The organism is Paenibacillus sp. G2S3 (genome assembly GCF_030123105.1).
Classification (GTDB): domain Bacteria; phylum Bacillota; class Bacilli; order Paenibacillales; family Paenibacillaceae; genus Paenibacillus_AQ.
Window position 1 is genome coordinate 196,783 of record NZ_CP126095.1, and the last position, 18,084, is coordinate 214,866.

General features: G+C 42.3%; 16 protein-coding genes and 1 other RNA gene. 11 read left to right on the top strand and 6 right to left on the bottom strand.

Annotated features, from left to right (window positions below; genetic code table 11):
• Positions 1-538: 538 nt before the first annotated feature.
• The 5 genes from smpB to QNH28_RS00975 all read left to right on the top strand — a co-directional run bounded on the left by smpB (position 539) and on the right by QNH28_RS00975 (position 5,378).
• Positions 539-1,018 carry an SsrA-binding protein SmpB gene (gene smpB, locus QNH28_RS00955; RefSeq protein WP_060626483.1) on the top strand — a complete coding sequence of 160 codons (480 nt, stop codon included), beginning with the start codon at positions 539-541 and terminating at the stop codon, positions 1,016-1,018.
• 198 nt (positions 1,019-1,216) lie between these two features.
• Positions 1,217-1,581: a transfer-messenger RNA gene (ssrA, locus tag QNH28_RS00960) on the top strand.
• Positions 1,582-1,834: 253 nt separating this feature from the next.
• Positions 1,835-2,200, top strand: a complete 366-nt coding sequence (locus tag QNH28_RS00965; protein WP_283909779.1) for a hypothetical protein — start codon at positions 1,835-1,837, stop codon at positions 2,198-2,200.
• A 522-nt stretch (positions 2,201-2,722) separates the two neighbouring features.
• Positions 2,723-4,030 (top strand): aminoacetone oxidase family FAD-binding enzyme, encoded by a 1,308-nt coding sequence (locus QNH28_RS00970; RefSeq protein WP_283909780.1) that lies wholly within the window; start codon positions 2,723-2,725, stop codon positions 4,028-4,030.
• A gap of 31 nt (positions 4,031-4,061) precedes the next feature.
• Entirely contained in the window at positions 4,062-5,378 is a 1,317-nt protein-coding gene (locus QNH28_RS00975; RefSeq protein WP_283909781.1) for a BaiN/RdsA family NAD(P)/FAD-dependent oxidoreductase, read from the top strand.
• A 142-nt stretch (positions 5,379-5,520) separates the two neighbouring features.
• On the opposite strand, the gene QNH28_RS00980 is transcribed toward QNH28_RS00975, so the two are convergent.
• Positions 5,521-6,510 carry a zinc-binding dehydrogenase gene (locus QNH28_RS00980; RefSeq protein ID WP_283909782.1) on the bottom strand — a complete coding sequence of 330 codons (990 nt, stop codon included), beginning with the start codon at positions 6,508-6,510 and terminating at the stop codon, positions 5,521-5,523.
• Positions 6,511-6,639: 129 nt separating this feature from the next.
• Between QNH28_RS00980 and QNH28_RS00985 the strand changes: the two genes are divergently transcribed.
• The 3 genes from QNH28_RS00985 to QNH28_RS00995 all read left to right on the top strand — a co-directional run bounded on the left by QNH28_RS00985 (position 6,640) and on the right by QNH28_RS00995 (position 11,250).
• On the top strand, positions 6,640-7,494 hold the full coding sequence (locus QNH28_RS00985; RefSeq protein WP_283909783.1) for a LysR family transcriptional regulator: 855 nt from the start codon (positions 6,640-6,642) through the stop codon (positions 7,492-7,494).
• Between the two features lie 91 nt (positions 7,495-7,585).
• Positions 7,586-8,839 carry a mechanosensitive ion channel family protein gene (locus tag QNH28_RS00990; RefSeq protein WP_283912005.1) on the top strand — a complete coding sequence of 418 codons (1,254 nt, stop codon included), beginning with the start codon at positions 7,586-7,588 and terminating at the stop codon, positions 8,837-8,839.
• 215 nt (positions 8,840-9,054) lie between these two features.
• Positions 9,055-11,250: a carbohydrate-binding domain-containing protein gene (locus QNH28_RS00995; protein ID WP_283909784.1), complete on the top strand. Its 2,196-nt coding sequence runs from the start codon at positions 9,055-9,057 to the stop codon at positions 11,248-11,250.
• 46 nt (positions 11,251-11,296) lie between these two features.
• Here the strand turns inward: QNH28_RS00995 and QNH28_RS01000 are convergent, their stop codons facing one another.
• On the bottom strand, positions 11,297-11,473 hold the full coding sequence (locus QNH28_RS01000; RefSeq protein WP_283909785.1) for a hypothetical protein: 177 nt from the start codon (positions 11,471-11,473) through the stop codon (positions 11,297-11,299).
• A gap of 336 nt (positions 11,474-11,809) precedes the next feature.
• Between QNH28_RS01000 and QNH28_RS01005 the strand changes: the two genes are divergently transcribed.
• Entirely contained in the window at positions 11,810-13,915 is a 2,106-nt protein-coding gene (locus QNH28_RS01005) for a pectate lyase family protein (RefSeq protein WP_283909786.1), read from the top strand.
• A 31-nt stretch (positions 13,916-13,946) separates the two neighbouring features.
• Here QNH28_RS01005 and QNH28_RS01010 read toward each other — a convergent pair whose 3' ends face one another.
• Both QNH28_RS01010 and QNH28_RS01015 read right to left on the bottom strand, forming a co-directional pair.
• Positions 13,947-14,510, bottom strand: coding sequence for a hypothetical protein (locus QNH28_RS01010; protein WP_283912299.1), 564 nt, complete (start codon positions 14,508-14,510; stop codon positions 13,947-13,949).
• Entirely contained in the window at positions 14,441-14,791 is a 351-nt protein-coding gene (locus QNH28_RS01015; RefSeq protein WP_283909787.1) for a collagen-like protein, read from the bottom strand. The genes QNH28_RS01010 and QNH28_RS01015 overlap by 70 nt, the downstream gene beginning before the upstream one ends.
• 460 nt (positions 14,792-15,251) lie before the next feature.
• On the opposite strand from QNH28_RS01015, the gene QNH28_RS01020 reads away from it, so the two are divergent.
• Together QNH28_RS01020 and QNH28_RS01025 are read left to right on the top strand one after the other, a co-directional pair.
• On the top strand, positions 15,252-16,139 hold the full coding sequence (locus QNH28_RS01020) for a DMT family transporter (RefSeq protein WP_283909788.1): 888 nt from the start codon (positions 15,252-15,254) through the stop codon (positions 16,137-16,139).
• A gap of 100 nt (positions 16,140-16,239) precedes the next feature.
• A complete protein-coding gene (locus QNH28_RS01025; protein WP_283909789.1) occupies positions 16,240-16,887 on the top strand; it encodes a 2OG-Fe(II) oxygenase in 648 nt (215 codons plus the stop codon).
• Between the two features lie 82 nt (positions 16,888-16,969).
• On the opposite strand, the gene QNH28_RS01030 is transcribed toward QNH28_RS01025, so the two are convergent.
• Positions 16,970-17,578, bottom strand: coding sequence for a zf-HC2 domain-containing protein (locus QNH28_RS01030; RefSeq protein WP_283909790.1), 609 nt, complete (start codon positions 17,576-17,578; stop codon positions 16,970-16,972).
• Positions 17,575-18,057, bottom strand: a complete 483-nt coding sequence (locus QNH28_RS01035; protein ID WP_283909791.1) for an RNA polymerase sigma factor — start codon at positions 18,055-18,057, stop codon at positions 17,575-17,577. Before QNH28_RS01035 ends, QNH28_RS01030 begins: the two co-directional genes overlap by 4 nt.
• Between the last annotated feature and the right edge of the window lie 27 nt (positions 18,058-18,084).

The window sequence follows — 18,084 nt, forward strand, 5'->3', positions numbered from 1 at the left end:
TATGACACTTGGATTGGAGCAAAGTAACCAGCGCTATCACGATGCTTATTTTTTAATTGCATAATGTGCAACTAAAGTTCCGGCGTCTCAGTAGAGGTTGAGGTTAATTGCACTTTGTACATCTAAATCTGATCAGTATCTTCAAAACGGCATGATTTCGAGTTTTTAACTGCATAAAGTACAACTAAACGACCATCGAGCGTCTAAATATGTTGAATAGATGTATAAAGTACAATTATATAGCTATAGCGTTAGCGTCTGGGTAGAGATTGATTAGAAAAGGTTAAAGGCGATTGGGGATGGGCATTATCGCAGCTTAAACTTATATTTATACATTAAATGTAATTATATATAACTATTGGGTTAACTTACTGACAAACAGTTGTCAAAATGGATGAGAAAGGAATGCCTGATCCTTCCTTGCGCTCAATCGATTCCATTTGTTACAATATAGATCAGACGTTCGATGACTATGTCGTTTAAGATTAGAGAGACATGGTTACTTTAACTTATGAATATGATTCAAGGAGTGATTCTCATGGGTAAAAAAGCAGACGGGAAAGTACTTGCCCAGAACAAAAAAGCTTCCCATGATTATTTTATCGAGGATACTTATGAAGCTGGCTTGGTGCTGACAGGAACAGAGATCAAGTCGCTGCGTAATGGCCGCGCTAATATTGGAGATGCTTTTGCTACGATCCGTAATGGCGAGATTCAGATTCACAACATGCATATCAGTCCTTTTGAACAAGGTAATCGTGCTAACCCTACTGACCCGACACGCACGCGTAAATTGCTGATGCACAAGGAGCAAATTCATAAACTGCTGGGCTTGTCCAAGCGAGATGGATTTACAATTGTGCCACTTAAGGTTTATGTGCGAAATGGCTATGCGAAGCTATTGATTGGTCTTGGTAAAGGTAAGAAAGAGTACGATAAACGTGATTCTGCTGCTAAGCGTGATGCTCAGCGTGATATCCAGCGTGTATTGCGTGAGAAGCAAAAGATCGCCAGATAATCTAGGTGTAGCAGACGATTCAAATGAGTTCCAGTTTCAACCTTCAATTCCTTTAACCCACGTGTTAAAGTATTGATAAATGTGCTATACTGAGTAAGTAAGATTATTGCTTCATTACAGACTTCTTGAAGAAGAAGCTGTGGATTGGATCTCTCTTGCTTGGAAGATCCGCTTGATCCGAAGCGCCCTTTTTAATGAGGGGCCGTTCTTGGATTCGACGGGGGTAGTTCGAGCATGAGTAGCGAGTAGTGGGGACGCGTCCGCTTCATCAACGCTAAAGCCTATTAAACGGCAAACAACAAAACAACTACGCTTTCGCAGCCTAAGAAACTGCGCGCGTGCTTCTACCCTGCATCGCCCATGTGACAGGGATAGGGGCTAACAAGTAGTGGGATACGCCGTCTGGTCTCCGCCTGGGGTCAACGGAAGAAGATAATCAGGCTGACCCAACGTATAGCCGGTTACGGGGCGATACTCGGGTGACATCAAAACTGTGACTACACTCGTAGAAGCTTATGTGCCGTTATCTTCGGACAGGGGTTCGACTCCCCTCGGCTCCATAAGAAAAACCCGCTAAAATAGCGGGTTTTTTGCTGTTTAGTGGTTGAATTGTAGACCGAATGTAGACAAGGAATTATGGGGAACTAAAAGTGTTCATTATTGTAGACATGCTGTTTACATCTAAAATTAGATCATTCACTTTAAAGTTAATTATTAGTGGCACATTTTCCGAAACTACATCTATAAGAGCTCGAACTGATATAAGATTATGGCATTAAGCATCCAAAAACAAAAATATTCGGAGGAATTACTATCATGAGCTTTACTATTGATTATGTTAAAAACAAAAACAGAATTATTGTAACATCGGACGGTATGGAAGTTGAGGATGCCCTTGCGTACGCGGAACAATTTCCGAAAGTATTGAAGAAAACTAAGCGAGGATTCACAGGTATGACTGTAATTATTGGTGGCCTGGTATTTAAGCAAGAAGTGTTGGCAATTCTTGCTCCAACTGGTGAAGATGCTGTGAAAGCTGGAATGTCTACAAAACATAAATGGGTGTATGTTGCACCTACCTCGTTCTACAAAACGCAAATGCATCGTATGTTTAAAGATATTGCAAACTTGTACGAATCGATAGAAGAAGCTGAAGCGTATCTTGATTCTGCGGGGAATTAGCAACTTCTAAAAATTAAAAAAACTTTATGTGAACCTTCTGGCTGGTTAGAATGCTTCTAGGGTGACATCAAAACTGTGACTACACTCGTAGAAGCTTATGTGCCGTTATCTTCGGACAGGGGTTCGACACCCCTCGGCCCCATATGGAGTATCAGTGAAAGACACCTTGAAGGGTGTCTTTTTCATATTTTCAGAGTATGATCTGGACTATGCGTGGCGGTTCAAAGAAACTGAGTATCGTGCTAGATCCAGTATCTTTCGTTTATGGAATTAAAGATTGTAGTGTAGAAGGCATGCTCGTCCCGTAATCAAAGATGATAAGCTTTGGAAATGCTATTCATTCAGTCTTTGAGTTGATAAGACCAAAAAAATTTAAAGTTCTATATAAGGATAAAAATGGCAAACATAGGACAGGAGGAGTTAATAGGGAGATATAAATGAAAACCAGTATACTTATGCTATAATTTAATAAAGTGTTTCTGTGCTTTTAGAATAATTGGATAAAGGATGCATTGACCAACCATGTATGAGAATCAGACTTCTATGCACCATAAGCTGTTTATTATCGGCGCAGGTGCTGCCGGACTAATGGCCGCTGTTACTGCGCGTGATATGGGTATCGATACTGCCATTCTGGAGGGTAACGACCGGATTGGAAAGAAGATATTAATGACAGGTGATGGCCGCTGTAACATTACGAATGAATCCACTGCAACGGGTACGGATGAAGCAATCGCTTTATCGCGCAAGTATCACAGTAATCAGGCCGGATTTCCACTTGCGGTATTGCAGCAATTTGGCATCCGTCAGACCATAGATTTTTTCTCCTTTCTTGGGCTTCCGCTTACAAGATTGAAGGAGGGCTTGATGTATCCAATGTCGCTGCAGGCAGCAGCGGTGCTGGATATTTTCCAGCTTGCGCTGGAGGATCGGAATGTTCCGGTATACCTCAATAACAAAGTGTTGGATGTTACTGTTTCGAAGAATCATCCGCGCTTCAAGATAAAATGCCAAACGGAGACAGAGGAGGAGGTTGTTTATACTAGCGACTATCTACTTCTATCTGCGGGTGGCCTTGCCGGTCCAAATGCGGGAAAAGAACCTCCTGGGTATACACTTGCCGAACGTCTGGGACACACCCTAATTGAGCCTTTGCCGGCCATTGTGCAATTGAAGCTGCAATATCCGAACATGAGGGCACTGTCCACTATCAAATCTCAGGGACAAGCTCATATCATTGTGAACGGTAAAGTCATCTGCAGTGAACAGGGCGAAATTGCCTTCACGGATTATGGTATTACCGGCCCGCCAATTCTTCAGCTAAGCAGGAAGGCTGCGTATCATCTTGCAAGAGGAGAACAGGTAACATTGTCGGTTGATCTGATGCCGGGCCGCACGGAGGAAGAGTTAGTTGAGTTTTTAGAAAGGCTCTGGGAGACCTTTAGACACCGGACTGTGGCGGATTGCCTTGTTGGCATCTTCAATAAGAAGCTTGTTTCTGTCCTACTAAAAGAGACTGGCTTAGATCAACAGCCAGAGCTGCTTTGCCAGGATCTATCGATGAAAACCAAGGGGAAATTTTATCGAATCTTGAAGCGTTGGGAATTTAAAGTGACGGATACCAATGGCTTTACGAATGCGCAAGTGACAGCCGGCGGCATTGATACGTCGGAACTCATCGAAGGAACGCTGGAATCCAAGCTGGTGCCTGGGCTGTATTTGGCTGGCGAAGTGATGGATGTCGACGGAGATTTCGGCGGCTATAACCTGCAATGGGCCTGGAGTTCCGGATATGTGGCCGCGATGGCGCTAGCTAAGTCAATTCAATAAATTTATTAGGAAAAGGGATGCATCAATTAACATGTATAAGGATCAGACTTCTAAGCACCACGAGCTGTTCATTATCGGTGGGGGTGCTGCAGGTCTAATGGCTGCAGTTACAGCGAGGGATCAAGGTATTGATACAGCAATTATTGAAAGCAATGACCGGCTTGGGAAGAAAATAATAACGACGGGTAACGGGCGTTGCAACATTACGAACCAATCCACCGCCACTGGTACGGATGAAGCGGCCGCTTTATCACGCAAGTATCACAGTAATCAGGAAGGATTCCCAATACATGTATTGCGGCAATTCGGTGTCCGCCAAACGATCGAATTTTTCTCCTCGCTCGGGCTTCCTTTTGTAAGCTTGGAGAATGGCCGGATGTATCCGATGTCGCTGCAGGCGGCTTCGGTGCCGGGTGTATTTAAGCTGGCGCTGGAGGATCGGAATGTTCCCGTATATTATAAACATAAAGTGTTGGATGTTACCGTTTCGGAGGGACATCCGCGGTTCGCGATAACCTGCCAGACGGAGACAGAGGAACAGGTTGTGTATACCAGCGACTATCTTTTTCTATGTGCAGGCGGCCTTACCGCTCCCAAAACGGGAACGGACGGCTCCGGTTATACGCTTGTCCAACGTCTGGGGCACACCCTGATCAACCCGGTGCCAGGCATTGTACAATTGAAGCTGGATTATCCGTATTTGAAGGAACTATCGGGCATCAAATTTGAGGGAGAGGGCCATGTTATCGTAAACAATGAAGTCATCCGCACTGAGTCTGGTGAGATTCTTTTTACGGACTATGGTATCTCGGGCCCGCCCATACTTCAGCTCAGCAGAAAGGCTGCGTATAATCTCGGAATAGGAGAATCGGTGACATTGTCGGTTGATTTAATGCCGGAGCGCACGGAGGAAGAGTTAATTGATTTTCTGGAGATCCACTGGGGGATCTTCGGACACCGGACGGTTGCCGATTCTTTTGTGGGCATCGTCAGCAAGAAACTGATTCCAGTTCTGCTGAAGGAGGCTGGAATTGATCAACAGCCGCACTTGCTTTGTATGGATTTATCATGGAAAACCAAGAAAATATTTTATCGAATCTTGAAACGTTGGGAATTTAAAGTGACCGATACCAACAGCTTCACGAATGCACAAACAACAGCCGGTGGCATCGATACGACGGAGCTAATCGAAGGAACGTTAGAATCTAAGTTAGTCCCTGGGCTGTATTTGGCAGGTGAAGTGATGGATGTCGATGGAGATTGCGGCGGCTATAACCTGCAATGGGCCTGGAGCTCCGGCTATGCTGCCGCGATGGCGCTTGCTAAACGACGTGTTAGCGCCACGTAAAAGGATAGATGGTTGCTGACTCTTGGCATGTTGCGGTGGAAATACTTGCATGCCCTAGAACACACGGCGGCTAATGGATTTGCCATGCCACGCCTCGGTTCCATATGGAGTAAATAAAAGACACCTTGAGAGGTGTCTTTTTTCAATTAATTCTTATTCCAATATTGCCAGACTGCTGCCCTTGTTGCATTCGCTGAAAGGCTTGAATGGTGTCTTGTAAGGGATACACACTGTCAATGATAGGGCGTATCGAGTGAAATTCCATAAATTCAAGCATCGCAATAAACTCTTCACTGCTTCCCATTGAGGTGCCGATGATACTGATTTGGGGGTAAAATATGGATCGTGCAGCTATTTCTATTCGATCTCCTGAGCTTGCTCCAAACGTAACAATCCGGCCATTTGGCTTAATGATATCAAAGTACTGTTGGAACGTAGCTGGCCCGATACTGTCCAAGATGAGATCCATTGTTTCTCCTTTCATACTTTCCTTCCAATTACTATGACTGTCAAAGGCATGATCTGCCCCATGTGCAAGAGCAAGTTGCCTTTTTGATTCACTTCGTGATGTGACACTGACTCGTGCACCCGCTGCTGAAGCCATAAGCATGGCATAAGTTGCCACACCGCCACCAATACCTGGAATAAGGATATGTTCGCCTTGCTGTAAGCGACCTCTCGTAAACAAAGCCCGATAGGCTGTCAAAGCAGACAAGGGCAACACGCCCGCTTCTTCCCAAGATAAATAAGCTGGCTTGCTGATGGCATTTTGCGCAGGGATGATGATAGACTCGGCAAATGTACCATTTGAAGGGCCGCCCACTATGGCCGGAACGTTCGGGACATCATGGGTGATTTCCCATCCGATACACGGATTAATAATTACATCGGTACCTACAGTAAGGGATGTTACGCCTTCACCTACCGCTTCAATTATACCCGCGCCATCGGAACCCATAATCAGGGGAGCATCCTTATTTATTCGATCTGCCATGAGAAATAAGTCTCGATGATTTAACCCTGCGGTTTTCAGCCTTACTTTTACTTCGCCGAAGCCTGGCTCTTTTTCAACAACGTCTTCATATGTCAAGCTCTTCAAGCCGTTCATCCCAGCATGTACGATTGCTTTCATTCTAACGCCTCCAGTCATTCTTATTTCGATGAATCTACCTTGAATTGTACAGAGTGGGAATCATACAGTAAAATGAACAAAACTGAATGTGAGTATCATAAATGATCATACCAAGCAGGTGACATAGAAATGGAAAGTGGAGATTTAAGAATATTTCAAGCTGTAGCTCGAGAGGGGAGCATAACCAAGGCTGCGCAAATGTTGAACTATGTACAGTCTAATGTGACGACTCGAATTCAGTATCTTGAGGCTCAGTTGAAAACCCCCCTTTTTCGGAGATCCAATCGAGGAATGATATTAACTCCGGCTGGCGAGAATTTACTGGGATATGCGGATAAAATACTGACTCTGATGGACGAAGCTGTGAAAACTACACAATACTCGGACCATCCTGCAGGGCCTCTTCGGATAGGTTCCATTGAAGCGACTGCAGTCATTCATCTGACTCCTCTATTGGCCGAGTATCAATCACGATATCCGGATGTTAATGTATCGCTCACTACGGGTGTGACACATGCGCTCTTACAAAAGGTGTTGGATTACGAGCTAGATGGAGCGTTTGTCTATGGTCCTATTGATAATCCAGATATAGAACATATCGCGGCTTTTGAAGAGGAGCTGGTGTTGATCTCTGAGCCGGGAAAAAGCGAAATGTATGAGTTACTCATGAAGCCGATGTTGTTCTTTGACGTTGGCTGTACGCACCGGGCAAAAGCAGAAAGCTTTCTGAGAGGCACTGGCCTGACCAATTATCAGATTATGGAGTTTGGCACATTAGCAGTTATTCTAGATGGGGTTTCTTCTGGACTTGGTGTGTCTATGCTGCCACAATCATCGATTGCCAAGGCGGAAGAAAGGGGCATCATCGCTTCCCACCGCTTGCCTGAAGAGTACCGAGATTTGCAGGTATGGTTTGTGCATAGACATGACTCGATATACTCAAGCGCGTTGACAAGGTTAATCCAATTAGTTGAAACAAAGTAATAATAGTTAATTCGCAACGATCGATAGCATCGAATGTTAGTGCTATTACCCTTTCATCAAACAACTAAGTAACACACAGCAGGAGGAAATGATGAATTTTATAAAAGATCAACTAGCAGGATACGGTGTAAGCGAACAAATGACAGGTTATCTTTCGAATATTATCATGGTCTTATTTATAGCACTACTCTCTATATTGGCCAATTTTTTAGTCAAAAAAATCGTGTTGAAGACAATTATTCATATCATCAATAACAATCGTTATACGTGGGATAATATCATTTTGGAGAAAAAAGTATTCCATAAGCTGTCGCATCTCGCACCAGCCTTCATCATCTATTACTCTGCGTCTATCTTTCCGCTATATCAGGCTTTTATTGAAAAATTGGCCTTAACTTATATGATTATCGTAACTATCACGGTGTTTAATGCACTACTTAACGCCATCGATGCTATTTATCGCTCGTTTGAGATCTCCAAGATTAGACCGATCAAGGGGTACATTCAGGTAGCAAAGATTATTCTATTTATCATTGGTGCTATTGTGGTGATCTCTAACCTCATTGGTCAGAATCCTCTGATTATTCTTAGTGGGTTAGGTGCCTTATCCGCTGTTTTTATGCTAATTTTCAAAGACTCTATATTGGGATTGGTGGCAGGTGTTCAATTATCATCGAATGATATGGTGCATGTAGGTGACTGGATCGAAATGCCTAAATATAATGCGGATGGTGATGTAATTGACATTACATTAAATACGGTAAAGGTTATGAATTTCGATAAAACAATTACCATGATTCCTAGCTACGCCCTCATTTCAGACTCGTTCAAAAATTGGAGGGGCATGCAAGTATCTGGCGGCAGAAGGATTAAACGAAGCGTCCATATCGATACAAGCAGCATATGCTTTTGTACAAAAGAAATGCTGGAGGAATTCCAGAAGATTCACTACCTTACCGATTTTATAAAGACAAGATTAAATGAAATTAACGTCTATAATATTGAACATCAAATCAATACCGAGAGTAAAGTAAACGGAAGACATCTTACGAATGTGGGTGTATTCAGAGAATATATCCATGAATATCTGAGGAATCATCCTAAAATTCATAAGGATATGACGCTGATTGTCAGACAGTTAGCACCAGAGGATAATGGACTGCCCTTAGAAATCTACGCGTTTAGCAATGATATTAACTGGGTGGTGTATGAATCGGTTCAGGCGGATATCTTTGATCACATTTTTTCGGTCATGCCGACATTTGGACTTCGTGCTTTTCAAAATCCAACTGGCCATGATATCGTCCATCTAAAAGAGCGTGCGCAATTTTCGCGAGAATATTGAGATACAACGGAGATAAGCTGAAGCGATTGTAAGGGGAGCACCCCCTCTTGCCTCCACCATCCTACACACCATCCGCCCGAGGATGGTGTGTTTGTATTTGCTAGTAATGCATTCCGTATACTTTCAGCGAACTTTCAGTTCCATATAAGCTTTGTTTAAGAATAGAAAGGTAAACTAAGCGTGTATTAAAATCTATTGAAAGGAAGTGATATAGTATGCTGAAGCGTACAATGTCTCTTATGCTTGTCTTAATCCTGGCAATGACTAGTGTAGTGGGGGTTGCTTCTGCTAGTACAACCACCAAGGAAACGGTTATTAATCTTTCGGATACAGCAGTAACCGTTGATGGACAGAAGGCGTCAACGAGTTCATCTGCTGCTGTGTATACGGGTGCTAGTATTGTGTATTATGAGGACGGACATGACAGTAGCTATGGAGAAGGTACAGACTCAGATGCGCACAGTGTGGAGGAAGCAGCTAAGCATACAGTTGTGACTATTACCAAGCCTGGCGTTTATCGTGTATCGGGCAAGCTATCGAAAGGACAGCTTGCAATTGATCTTGGAGAGGATGCGGCTTCTGACCCTACAGCAGTCGTGACACTTATTCTAGATGGAGCAGATATTACGAGTACAGTTGCTCCGGCAGTTATTTTCTACAATGTGTATGAACCATACACCAATACAGAGGACACAAAAGGAATTGTCGAGCTTAGCCAGGCAGGCGCACAGGTTATATTAGCAGATGGCTCTGTCAACACTATAAACGGCTCTTATGTGGCACGAATTTATAAAGAGGGTACAACGAAAAAACTGCATAAATATGATGGAGCCTTCTATTCTAAAATGTCCATGAACATTTCTGGAGAAGCTAAAGGAACAGGAGAGCTACATATTACTGCTGCAAACGAAGGGCTCGATTCTGAGCTGCATTTGGCTCTCAATGGCGGAAAGATTTATATTGAAGCCCAGGATGATGGAATCAATACGAATGAGGATGGAATATCGGTTACTAGTATCAATGGTGGATATCTACACGTGAATGCAGGTCTTGGAGCAGAAGGTGATGGGATTGACTCCAATGGCTACTTAACGATTAACGGAGGAACTATTGTTACTATGGCTAACGACCGTAGTCCTGACGGCGGTATCGATGCAGATAAGGATATTACCATTAATGGAGGTACAGTGCTTGCACTAGGAACGCGTAATGATGCGACTTCTTCTACATCCAAACAGCCGTTTATGGAGCTTTCTTTTGCTACGACACAAGCGAAGGGAAGTATAATTTCATTAAAAGACTTGGCAGGAAATGAATTGCTAAGTCATACTTCAGAAAAAAACTTTCAAAGCGTAACCTTCTCATCTGCTGACCTCAAGCTCAATACTGAATATCAGCTTTACATTAATGGAGTACAGCAGCAATATACAGGAAACTCATTTGGCATGATGGGTGGCGGCTTTGGTGGCAATCGCCCTACCGGTGATAACGGTCAAGGTACTCCTCCAACAGGAGAGCGTCCTACGACTGGTGAAAAACCAGAAGGTGGTTTTAATCCAAATGGACAAAACACAACAGACACAACAGTAAGCGGTGAAGGTTCTACGGCATTCAAAATAACGGAAGCTATTCATAGCTTTTCAGGTATTTCCGAGGCAATAAATAATAGTGGCAAAACAAAAGTTACCTTTACTGTCAACGAAGGTGCTGGCATTCAAAGTGTAGCTTCTGGGAAAAGTGTTGTATTGAACGGAGTTACAGCAAGTGCAGATGTTCCTGAGAGTGATATTCAGCTAACAGTAACGGACGTACCTTCAGAGAACTATTCCGAAACGTATCTTTTATCTGAGCTGAAAGATGATTTTTCCAAAATCATGCCTGAGGAGGATGGGCAATACCGTCTTACTATTGCGGTAGCATCCTCTAATGAAACCTACACTGGGGTATCACAATGGCAATTTGCAATTGGTATGCTGCCCTTCACGGATGTGAAGTCAAACGACGCTTCTTATAATGCCATTAAGACTTTATATGAAAAGGGAATTATGATTGGAACGAGCTCGAATCAATTTTCACCAAATTCACCAGTAACACGTGCAACTGCGATTACAACTCTGGGCAGACTTCTTAATATAGAGCAAGCTCAATCTAATGCCTTCAATGATGTTGTGAAAAATAGCTGGTATAGTGGATATGTTGGTTGGGCAGTGGAAAATGGACTTGTTATTGGCGATGGAAAAGGTAATTTCATGCCAAACGCTAATCTGACTGCTGAGCAGATGAAAGCTGTTATATCGAGATATGTAGAACTGAATGGATTAAAAATTGCGGTAGACGAGCTTTTTCCAAATACTCTTACGGGTACAATGACTCGCGCAGATCTTGCGTCTCTATTAAGCAAGCTACTATAGATATGGATAAAAACAAAAGACACCCTTTGAGGTGTCTTTTTCATTTCTAATGAAAGTTCCCGGTTTCATTTTCCGTGAATTTGCCATCGCTGTCATGCTGAGCTTGTTTGCGGCGATCATTACGGGCTTGTTGCTGCTGTTGGGCTTCCAGGCTGTTTACGGGCGTGGCTTCCAGTTCTTTTACTGTATTGATTAGATTCTTATCTGGTTGATTTGCACTCAATTGATAATTCCTCCTTGATTGTCTAATGGTTGTGAGTTTTATTATGCGCTGGCCACTATGGAGCTATTCGTATTGTATTTTCGCATGAGCCTAGGATGCATTGCTGAGAGTACGGGTGTATCAATGTTCTGTCCTATAATCATTAACTCAGAAAGCAGTCAGCTGACGGAGATATGAGAAAATGATTGTTTCGGAACTGATTTCTGTTCTGATATGTTGAGGATGTTTTAGTTCCATAAAATGTAATATTTTTAGGAGGTGAAAAGAGAAACTTTATATTTTATTGCAAGCGGTTACAATTCTATCTGCAACAAATTAGAATCAGGAGGGAATAAAATGAAAAAAAGTATTGCCAAGGTAATCAGTATTGGTGTGTTGTTTTCTCTTGCACTTTCTTTGATAGCAGGTGGATGGACAAATACAGTAGTACATGCTGCTGGTCTTTCGATAACAGGCAGTGGAGGCTGGAATGAAGCGGCATATGTGGAATGGTCACCTGTAAGTAATGCGACAGGATATAACGTATATGTTAAACAGGCAAGCGCATCAGATTCGGGATATCAACAGATTAATAATGAATTGATCCGCAAATATTCTTCCTATTGGAGAGCGGATGCTGTAGGGCTTGCAGCTGGAAGTTATGTAATGAAGGTTGAAGCTACCCTGTCAGGGGGAGGAATGGCAAGTGCGGTATCAAATACGCTATCCGTAACGTCGTATGATCGATCAGGATTTTCTTTTTCAGCAAGCTCGCCATATGGTACAGGTTCAGGTGCTTATAATGAGAATGGAACCCTCAAGAATGGTGCTCAAGTGCTGTATATAACATCTCAGAATGCGAATACCGTAACACTTGATGTGAAAATCAACAGCTCAGGCGCTCTACAAACAGGCGTTGGTCTGGGTAGCATCTTGGCTCTGAGACAAAAGGGTTATGATACAACCCCACTTGCCATCCGAATTATCGGTAAAGTTACAGCTGCTGATCTGAGTGGACAGCTTAACGGCAGTGGATATCTTGAAGTTAAAGGTAAAAACAATTATTCGGAAATGAATATTACAATCGAAGGTATCGGAAAAGATGCTTATGCATACGGTTGGGGATTGCTTCTTAGATATGTTGGTAATTTGGAAGTAAGAAATCTGGGTGTCATGTTATTTCCTGACGATGGTATTTCAATGGATACAGGCAATGCGAATGTATGGGTGCATAATAATGATATCTTCTATGGATCTGCAGGGAGCGATACGGACCAAGCCAAAGGCGACGGATCTACGGATCTCAAAAAAGGATCAACGTATATTACCATCTCGTACAACCACTACTTTGATTCCGGAAAAGCTGCTCTAGTCGGACTTAGTGAGTCTGCAGAATTCTTTGTTACCTTCCACCATAACTGGTTCGATCATTCGGACTCCCGTCATCCGCGGATCAGAGTGGCTTCTGTTCATGTCTATAATAACTTCTATGATGGAGTCTCGAAATATGGTGTCGGCGTTACAACCGGAGCTTCGGCCTTTGTGGAATCCAATGTTTTTAGAAATACTAAAGACCCAATGCTTAGTTCCTTACAGGGTACAGATGCTTTAGGTGAGGGTACGTTCTCGGGTGAAAATGGAGGTATGATTAAAGCTTATAACAATCTAATTGTTGATGCTTCAAGTCTTATCTATGCTAACTCCAATACAGGGACGGCCCCTGCTAATGCAACCTCATTTGATGCCTACTTAGCCTCGTCGAGAAATGAAACCGTCCCAACCTCATACAAAGCATTAAAGGGCGGAACAGCCTACAATAACTTCGATACAAACGTCCAAACCGGAGTGAACGTATCGAATATTGACAACGTAAGCAATGTAGAACAGGTTGTTACGGCAAAAGCCGGACGTCTAAATGGCGGAGACTTCACATGGGAATTTAATGATTCAGTGGATGACGCATCGTATGCGCTGAATACTGTACTGATGTCTGCAATCAGAAGCTACACAACGGGGCTCGTCTCTGTAGGGGGCAATTTAAACCCAACGAGCCCTACGCCGACTCCATCAGCAACACCTGTGCCAACAGCGACTCCATCTCCAACAATAACACCAACACCTGTACCGACAGCGGGAGCAACCGTTCATAACTTTACCACTGATGGAACAACGAGCAGCTTCTTCAATATCCAAGGAAATCTCTCAACAAGCAAGGGAACTGTGACATATCAGGGGTTAACCCTAACTCAATGTCTAAAAATCGAGAGTGCAACCAGTATTCAGTTCACAGCTGCCAAAGCTTCAAACCTAACCCTAGTGTTCAATACAGAAGGAACTAAAATCAAAGTGGATGGAACAAGTTATCCTATAACGAATGGCATTGCCACTGTCTCCTTTGCGGCGGGCGCACATACCATTACGAAGGATAGTACGGCAAATCTGTATTATATGAAGTTGGAATAGAGGATAAAGTGTATTATACCAAGGGGACCATTCATGAGTATGATATAGCAGAAAAAAAGCGAAATTGTGCAGGAGAGTGTTGCGAGAAGAATTGAGGCTTACGAAGAGCTTTTAAGTAGAGAAGAAGAATCAAGCCGTGAGCATCTTTTCGATGATCCACACGGTTGATTCTTTTTTTATTACAAAATGATTCAATGGAGGCAGCTCTTGAAGATGAACCCACAACTGCTACGAGATTTCCCATTCTTCGAACACCTTGACGATGAGTATTTAGCTGAAATTTCCAAGTTATGTAGCGAACGTACTTATATAAAAGGAGAGTCAATTTTTTTGAAGGTGATTTCTTTGGAGCAAGTGAAGCCGATGACGCAGGAGCTTTATTGTGAAGGCTGCGGGTCAATGTCTCCTCAGGGGACCCGTTACTGTGCACGCTGTGGCCGGGCATTAAGGATAAAATGATAATTAATTCTAACGTAGAGCCAAAAGCTCCATTCCAAGAAGAATGGAGCTTGTTTGCGTGTTCATTTAGAAGCATGTAAAGGATTGGATGGACTGCAAGCTCAATCCTGTATACACCCAAAATCTTCCGTTCCACTGAAATCCTGCAACTGAGGTGCGCCCTACGAAAACCGGGTAAAACCAGAATTGATTTCTATTTACGAGCCAAACGTACGTATTACGAAACAAACAGCCAGCAATTGCTCCCGGGTCGACAGCAAGGGGCGAGACTGCAGATTGCTGAGGGATGAGTTCCGGGGGAGGTGAACTGGGTGCCGTGAGTCCCGGTTGCCCTGGTTGTCCTGGTTGCCCGGGTTGCCCTGGCAATCCTGGGAAGCCTGGGAATCCTGAGGGGCTTGGCGGTGGTAAAAATGACATGATCTTGTCACTCCTTAATGGATAGGCTAAAACATTGTATGTAGGAGCGGAGAAAAGTGAATGGGCGCATCGAATATTCTCATAATACATTTCGCGGAGGGATGAAATTTTTCATGTGGAAGCTCTGCTTAGTCAATAGTGAGTGGAATTTAAGGATTGGAAAGAGGCAAAGAAATCATGAATGTGAGGGGATAGTTCATTGCAAGAACGAGTGGCTCCGGAAGAATAGAGGACAGGAACAACTGAATCCCTCACATTCAACGCATTGAGGATATTATTTCCTCTATAAATTAAGCGCATGAAGAAACCATGGAGGTTATAATAGATACAAAGAAGAACCGATGCTTAATAACCAACAGTACAATAGACCCCGTATCTTACGATGGGTGGGGTCTATTTTTTTTGGCATAAGGCAGTTATGAGAAAGCTGAGAAGTCGGTATTATTGAAAGGTGATTTAAATGTTAAAAGCTTATGGTTGGCTCACTTTTTGTGTAGTCGTATGGGGTAGCAATTTTGTGTTTGGAAAGATCTTAGTTGAGGACTTTTCCCCTGGTCTATTAACTTCACTGAGACTTTTATTTATAGTGTTATGTCTAGTTGGAATAACGGCTTACAAAAAGAATTTTAAGCTGGTGAGTAAATCGGATGTATTACTAATTTTATTTCTAGGTATTATTGGTGTGTTTATTAATCAATGGTCCTTTTTTAAAGGGCTGCAAACAGCTGATCCAACAACATCTGCAATCATTTTAGCTATGACTCCTATTTTAACGGGTTTGTTAGCGGCAATTTTTTTAAAGGAAAGATTAACGATCCGTATGTTGATGGGATCCACTCTAGCGATCATAGGCATTTATTTTGTCGTTGTAAAAGGTGGATCGTCCTCTTTGCAATTTGATAAAGGACTACTGTGGATTGTTGTAACGATGATAACCTTCGCAATTATGATTATTATGACTAGGGTACTCTCGCAAAGAATAGATCCGCTCACGATTACTGTATATTCGAATCTGGTGGGCTTAATTGTATCGATCCCGTTTGCCTTTATGCTAGATACACCTTTACGAATGAGCTCGAATATTACGGATTGGACTCTTCTGATCGGAACCGCCGTTGTTGTACACGGCATAGCCACACTGATTTGGAATAACAACATTCGACATGTTGATGCTTCAAAAGCATCTGTATTATCTAATTTAGAGCCTTTTGTAGCTATGATCATGGGATTGATATTACTGCACAAACCCATTACAGGTGTAGAAATATTAGGGTCGCTGTTCATTCTAGCAGGAGTTATGCTATCTACGTATCAACGAAAAATACGATATAAGCAAACACTGGGCTGATTTTCTAAGTCTTTTGATGTTCTGAAGTTAATCAAGCAAATAAAACCATTTTATGGTATGTTTTTTGCGATGGATGTTATAACTTGGGAGCTGCATAAGGATGATAGGGAATACGACAGGGAAAGAACGGACGATATTTGATCATATCGGAAATACGATCAAGACGGAAGATCGAGAGATTCGAATTCTTGCCAAGTATGAGGAACCGCTGGTTGTCTTGCTAGGAAATGTGCTTAGCGATGAGGAATGCAATGAGCTAATTGAATATTCTAGGGAACGTTTGCAACGTTCAAGGATAGGCGAAGACCATGCGGTTAATTCAATTAGAACGAGCAGTGGTGTGTTCTGTGAGGAGAATGAGACGGTTACAAGAATTGAGAAACGATTCTCTCAAATTATGAATATTCCTATCGAGCATGGTGATGGCCTGCAAGTTCTGCAGTATATCCCTGGCCAAGAGTATCTACCCCATCATGATTTCTTCACACAAACGAGTCGAGCAAGTAGCAATAATCGAATTAGTACACTTGTGATGTATTTGAATGATGTGGAGGAAGGTGGAGAAACAGCTTTCCCTATGCTTAATTTAACAGTGAGTCCTAACAAAGGTATGGCGGTCTACTTTGAATATTTTTACGATAATCATGAATTAAACGATTCCACCTTGCATGCAGGTACACCAGTGATCAAAGGCGAAAAGTGGGTTGCAACGATGTGGATGAGAAGACAAGTCCTTCGCTCATCATAGAGGTATGAACATGTACTAAGTTCCACATGGAGTATCAGAAAAGACACCTTAAAGGGTGTCTTTTTTCGTTTAACTGCTATGTCTACTCTACCAAAACACCATTAATGAACGTCATAGTTTTATCTTTGAATTCAAGGATAAACTTGTTTGGAAAATCCAGATCGGTTTGAATCTCCGTCCCCAACATAACTTTTTTTCCTACATCATCAAAGGGATTGTGAATCAAGCCTCTAGGGGTATATCTTGTTTCGGAACCGATCACATTATTATTTTCATCGCGGATAAATTTACTTTTCCCTGAGAACACCAAGTCCTTGCCATTTTCCAAAGTTAGATGAATCTCCAGACGAGTCTTTGTCTTCTGATAATCGATGCTCACATCTTTAGAGGATATAGGGAAACCAATCACAAAAAGTCCAATAAGAGCTGCCGCCAGTATGATTACCGATAAGATGGAAAGAACGATAATCTTTATATTTGTTGTTTTCACCTTTTTAAAATAATTAAGTTTATTAACCTCTTCTTTATCAACAATAGGCACAATTAGATCTGCTGTTGCGGTCATTTCTTTATATGACTGAAGGCAGCTTTCGCAAGTTTGCAGATGTTTCTCAATCTCTTCGTTGCTATGTAAAGAGGTTAGCTTTTCGATATAGGAGGGCAATAAATCTTGAATAATCTCGCATTTCATGAAGATCTTCCTTTCATTAATTTTTGTTTTCCACGGTAAAAGGTAACTCTTGCCCAGGTCTCATCTCTTCCGAGAATTTCGCCAATTTCCCGAAAGCTGAATTCTCCGGTCAAACGCAGATACAATACTTCCTTGGTATTAGGATCAAGTAAATGAAGCTGTTTAAATAACTCCATTTTGTCTTGAGCTAAAATGAACTCAGTTTCTGTTGAATTTTCGTTAGAAAAAGGAGGGTCTTCTAATTCACAAGTTTTCCTTTTGTTCTGCTTGTCCAGTTCCTGATACCACACATGCTTAGCAATCTGACAAAGCCATACATATACTTTACAGGTTCCATCATATTTGTGTATGGACTTTATAGCTCTATAAAAGGTCTCTTGGGTGATTTCTTCTGCCAGTATATGATTATGACAAAAACTAAATACGAATTTATATACTTGGGTTGAATATTCCCTGTATAATTCCTCGTTGTCCTGCATCCGTTCACCTCCTCAAGTTATATATCC

Bases quoted from the DNA above. Each gene is read 5' to 3' on its own strand.
- QNH28_RS00980 (WP_283909782.1), bottom strand. From the start codon at position 6,510: ATGAAAGCAATCGTACATGCTGGGATGAACGGCTTGAAGAGCTTGACA.
- QNH28_RS00985 (WP_283909783.1), top strand. From the start codon at position 6,640: ATGGAAAGTGGAGATTTAAGAATATTTCAAGCTGTAGCTCGAGAGGGG.
- QNH28_RS01025 (WP_283909789.1), top strand. From the start codon at position 16,240: ATGATAGGGAATACGACAGGGAAAGAACGGACGATATTTGATCATATC.
- QNH28_RS00975 (WP_283909781.1), top strand. From the start codon at position 4,062: ATGTATAAGGATCAGACTTCTAAGCACCACGAGCTGTTCATTATCGGT.
- QNH28_RS01035 (WP_283909791.1), bottom strand. From the start codon at position 18,057: ATGCAGGACAACGAGGAATTATACAGGGAATATTCAACCCAAGTATAT.
- QNH28_RS00965 (WP_283909779.1), top strand. From the start codon at position 1,835: ATGAGCTTTACTATTGATTATGTTAAAAACAAAAACAGAATTATTGTA.
- QNH28_RS01030 (WP_283909790.1), bottom strand. From the start codon at position 17,578: ATGAAATGCGAGATTATTCAAGATTTATTGCCCTCCTATATCGAAAAG.
- QNH28_RS00990 (WP_283912005.1), top strand. From the start codon at position 7,586: ATGAATTTTATAAAAGATCAACTAGCAGGATACGGTGTAAGCGAACAA.
- QNH28_RS00970 (WP_283909780.1), top strand. From the start codon at position 2,723: ATGTATGAGAATCAGACTTCTATGCACCATAAGCTGTTTATTATCGGC.
- smpB (WP_060626483.1), top strand. From the start codon at position 539: ATGGGTAAAAAAGCAGACGGGAAAGTACTTGCCCAGAACAAAAAAGCT.
- QNH28_RS01015 (WP_283909787.1), bottom strand. From the start codon at position 14,791: ATGTCATTTTTACCACCGCCAAGCCCCTCAGGATTCCCAGGCTTCCCA.
- QNH28_RS00995 (WP_283909784.1), top strand. From the start codon at position 9,055: ATGCTGAAGCGTACAATGTCTCTTATGCTTGTCTTAATCCTGGCAATG.
- QNH28_RS01020 (WP_283909788.1), top strand. From the start codon at position 15,252: ATGTTAAAAGCTTATGGTTGGCTCACTTTTTGTGTAGTCGTATGGGGT.
- QNH28_RS01005 (WP_283909786.1), top strand. From the start codon at position 11,810: ATGAAAAAAAGTATTGCCAAGGTAATCAGTATTGGTGTGTTGTTTTCT.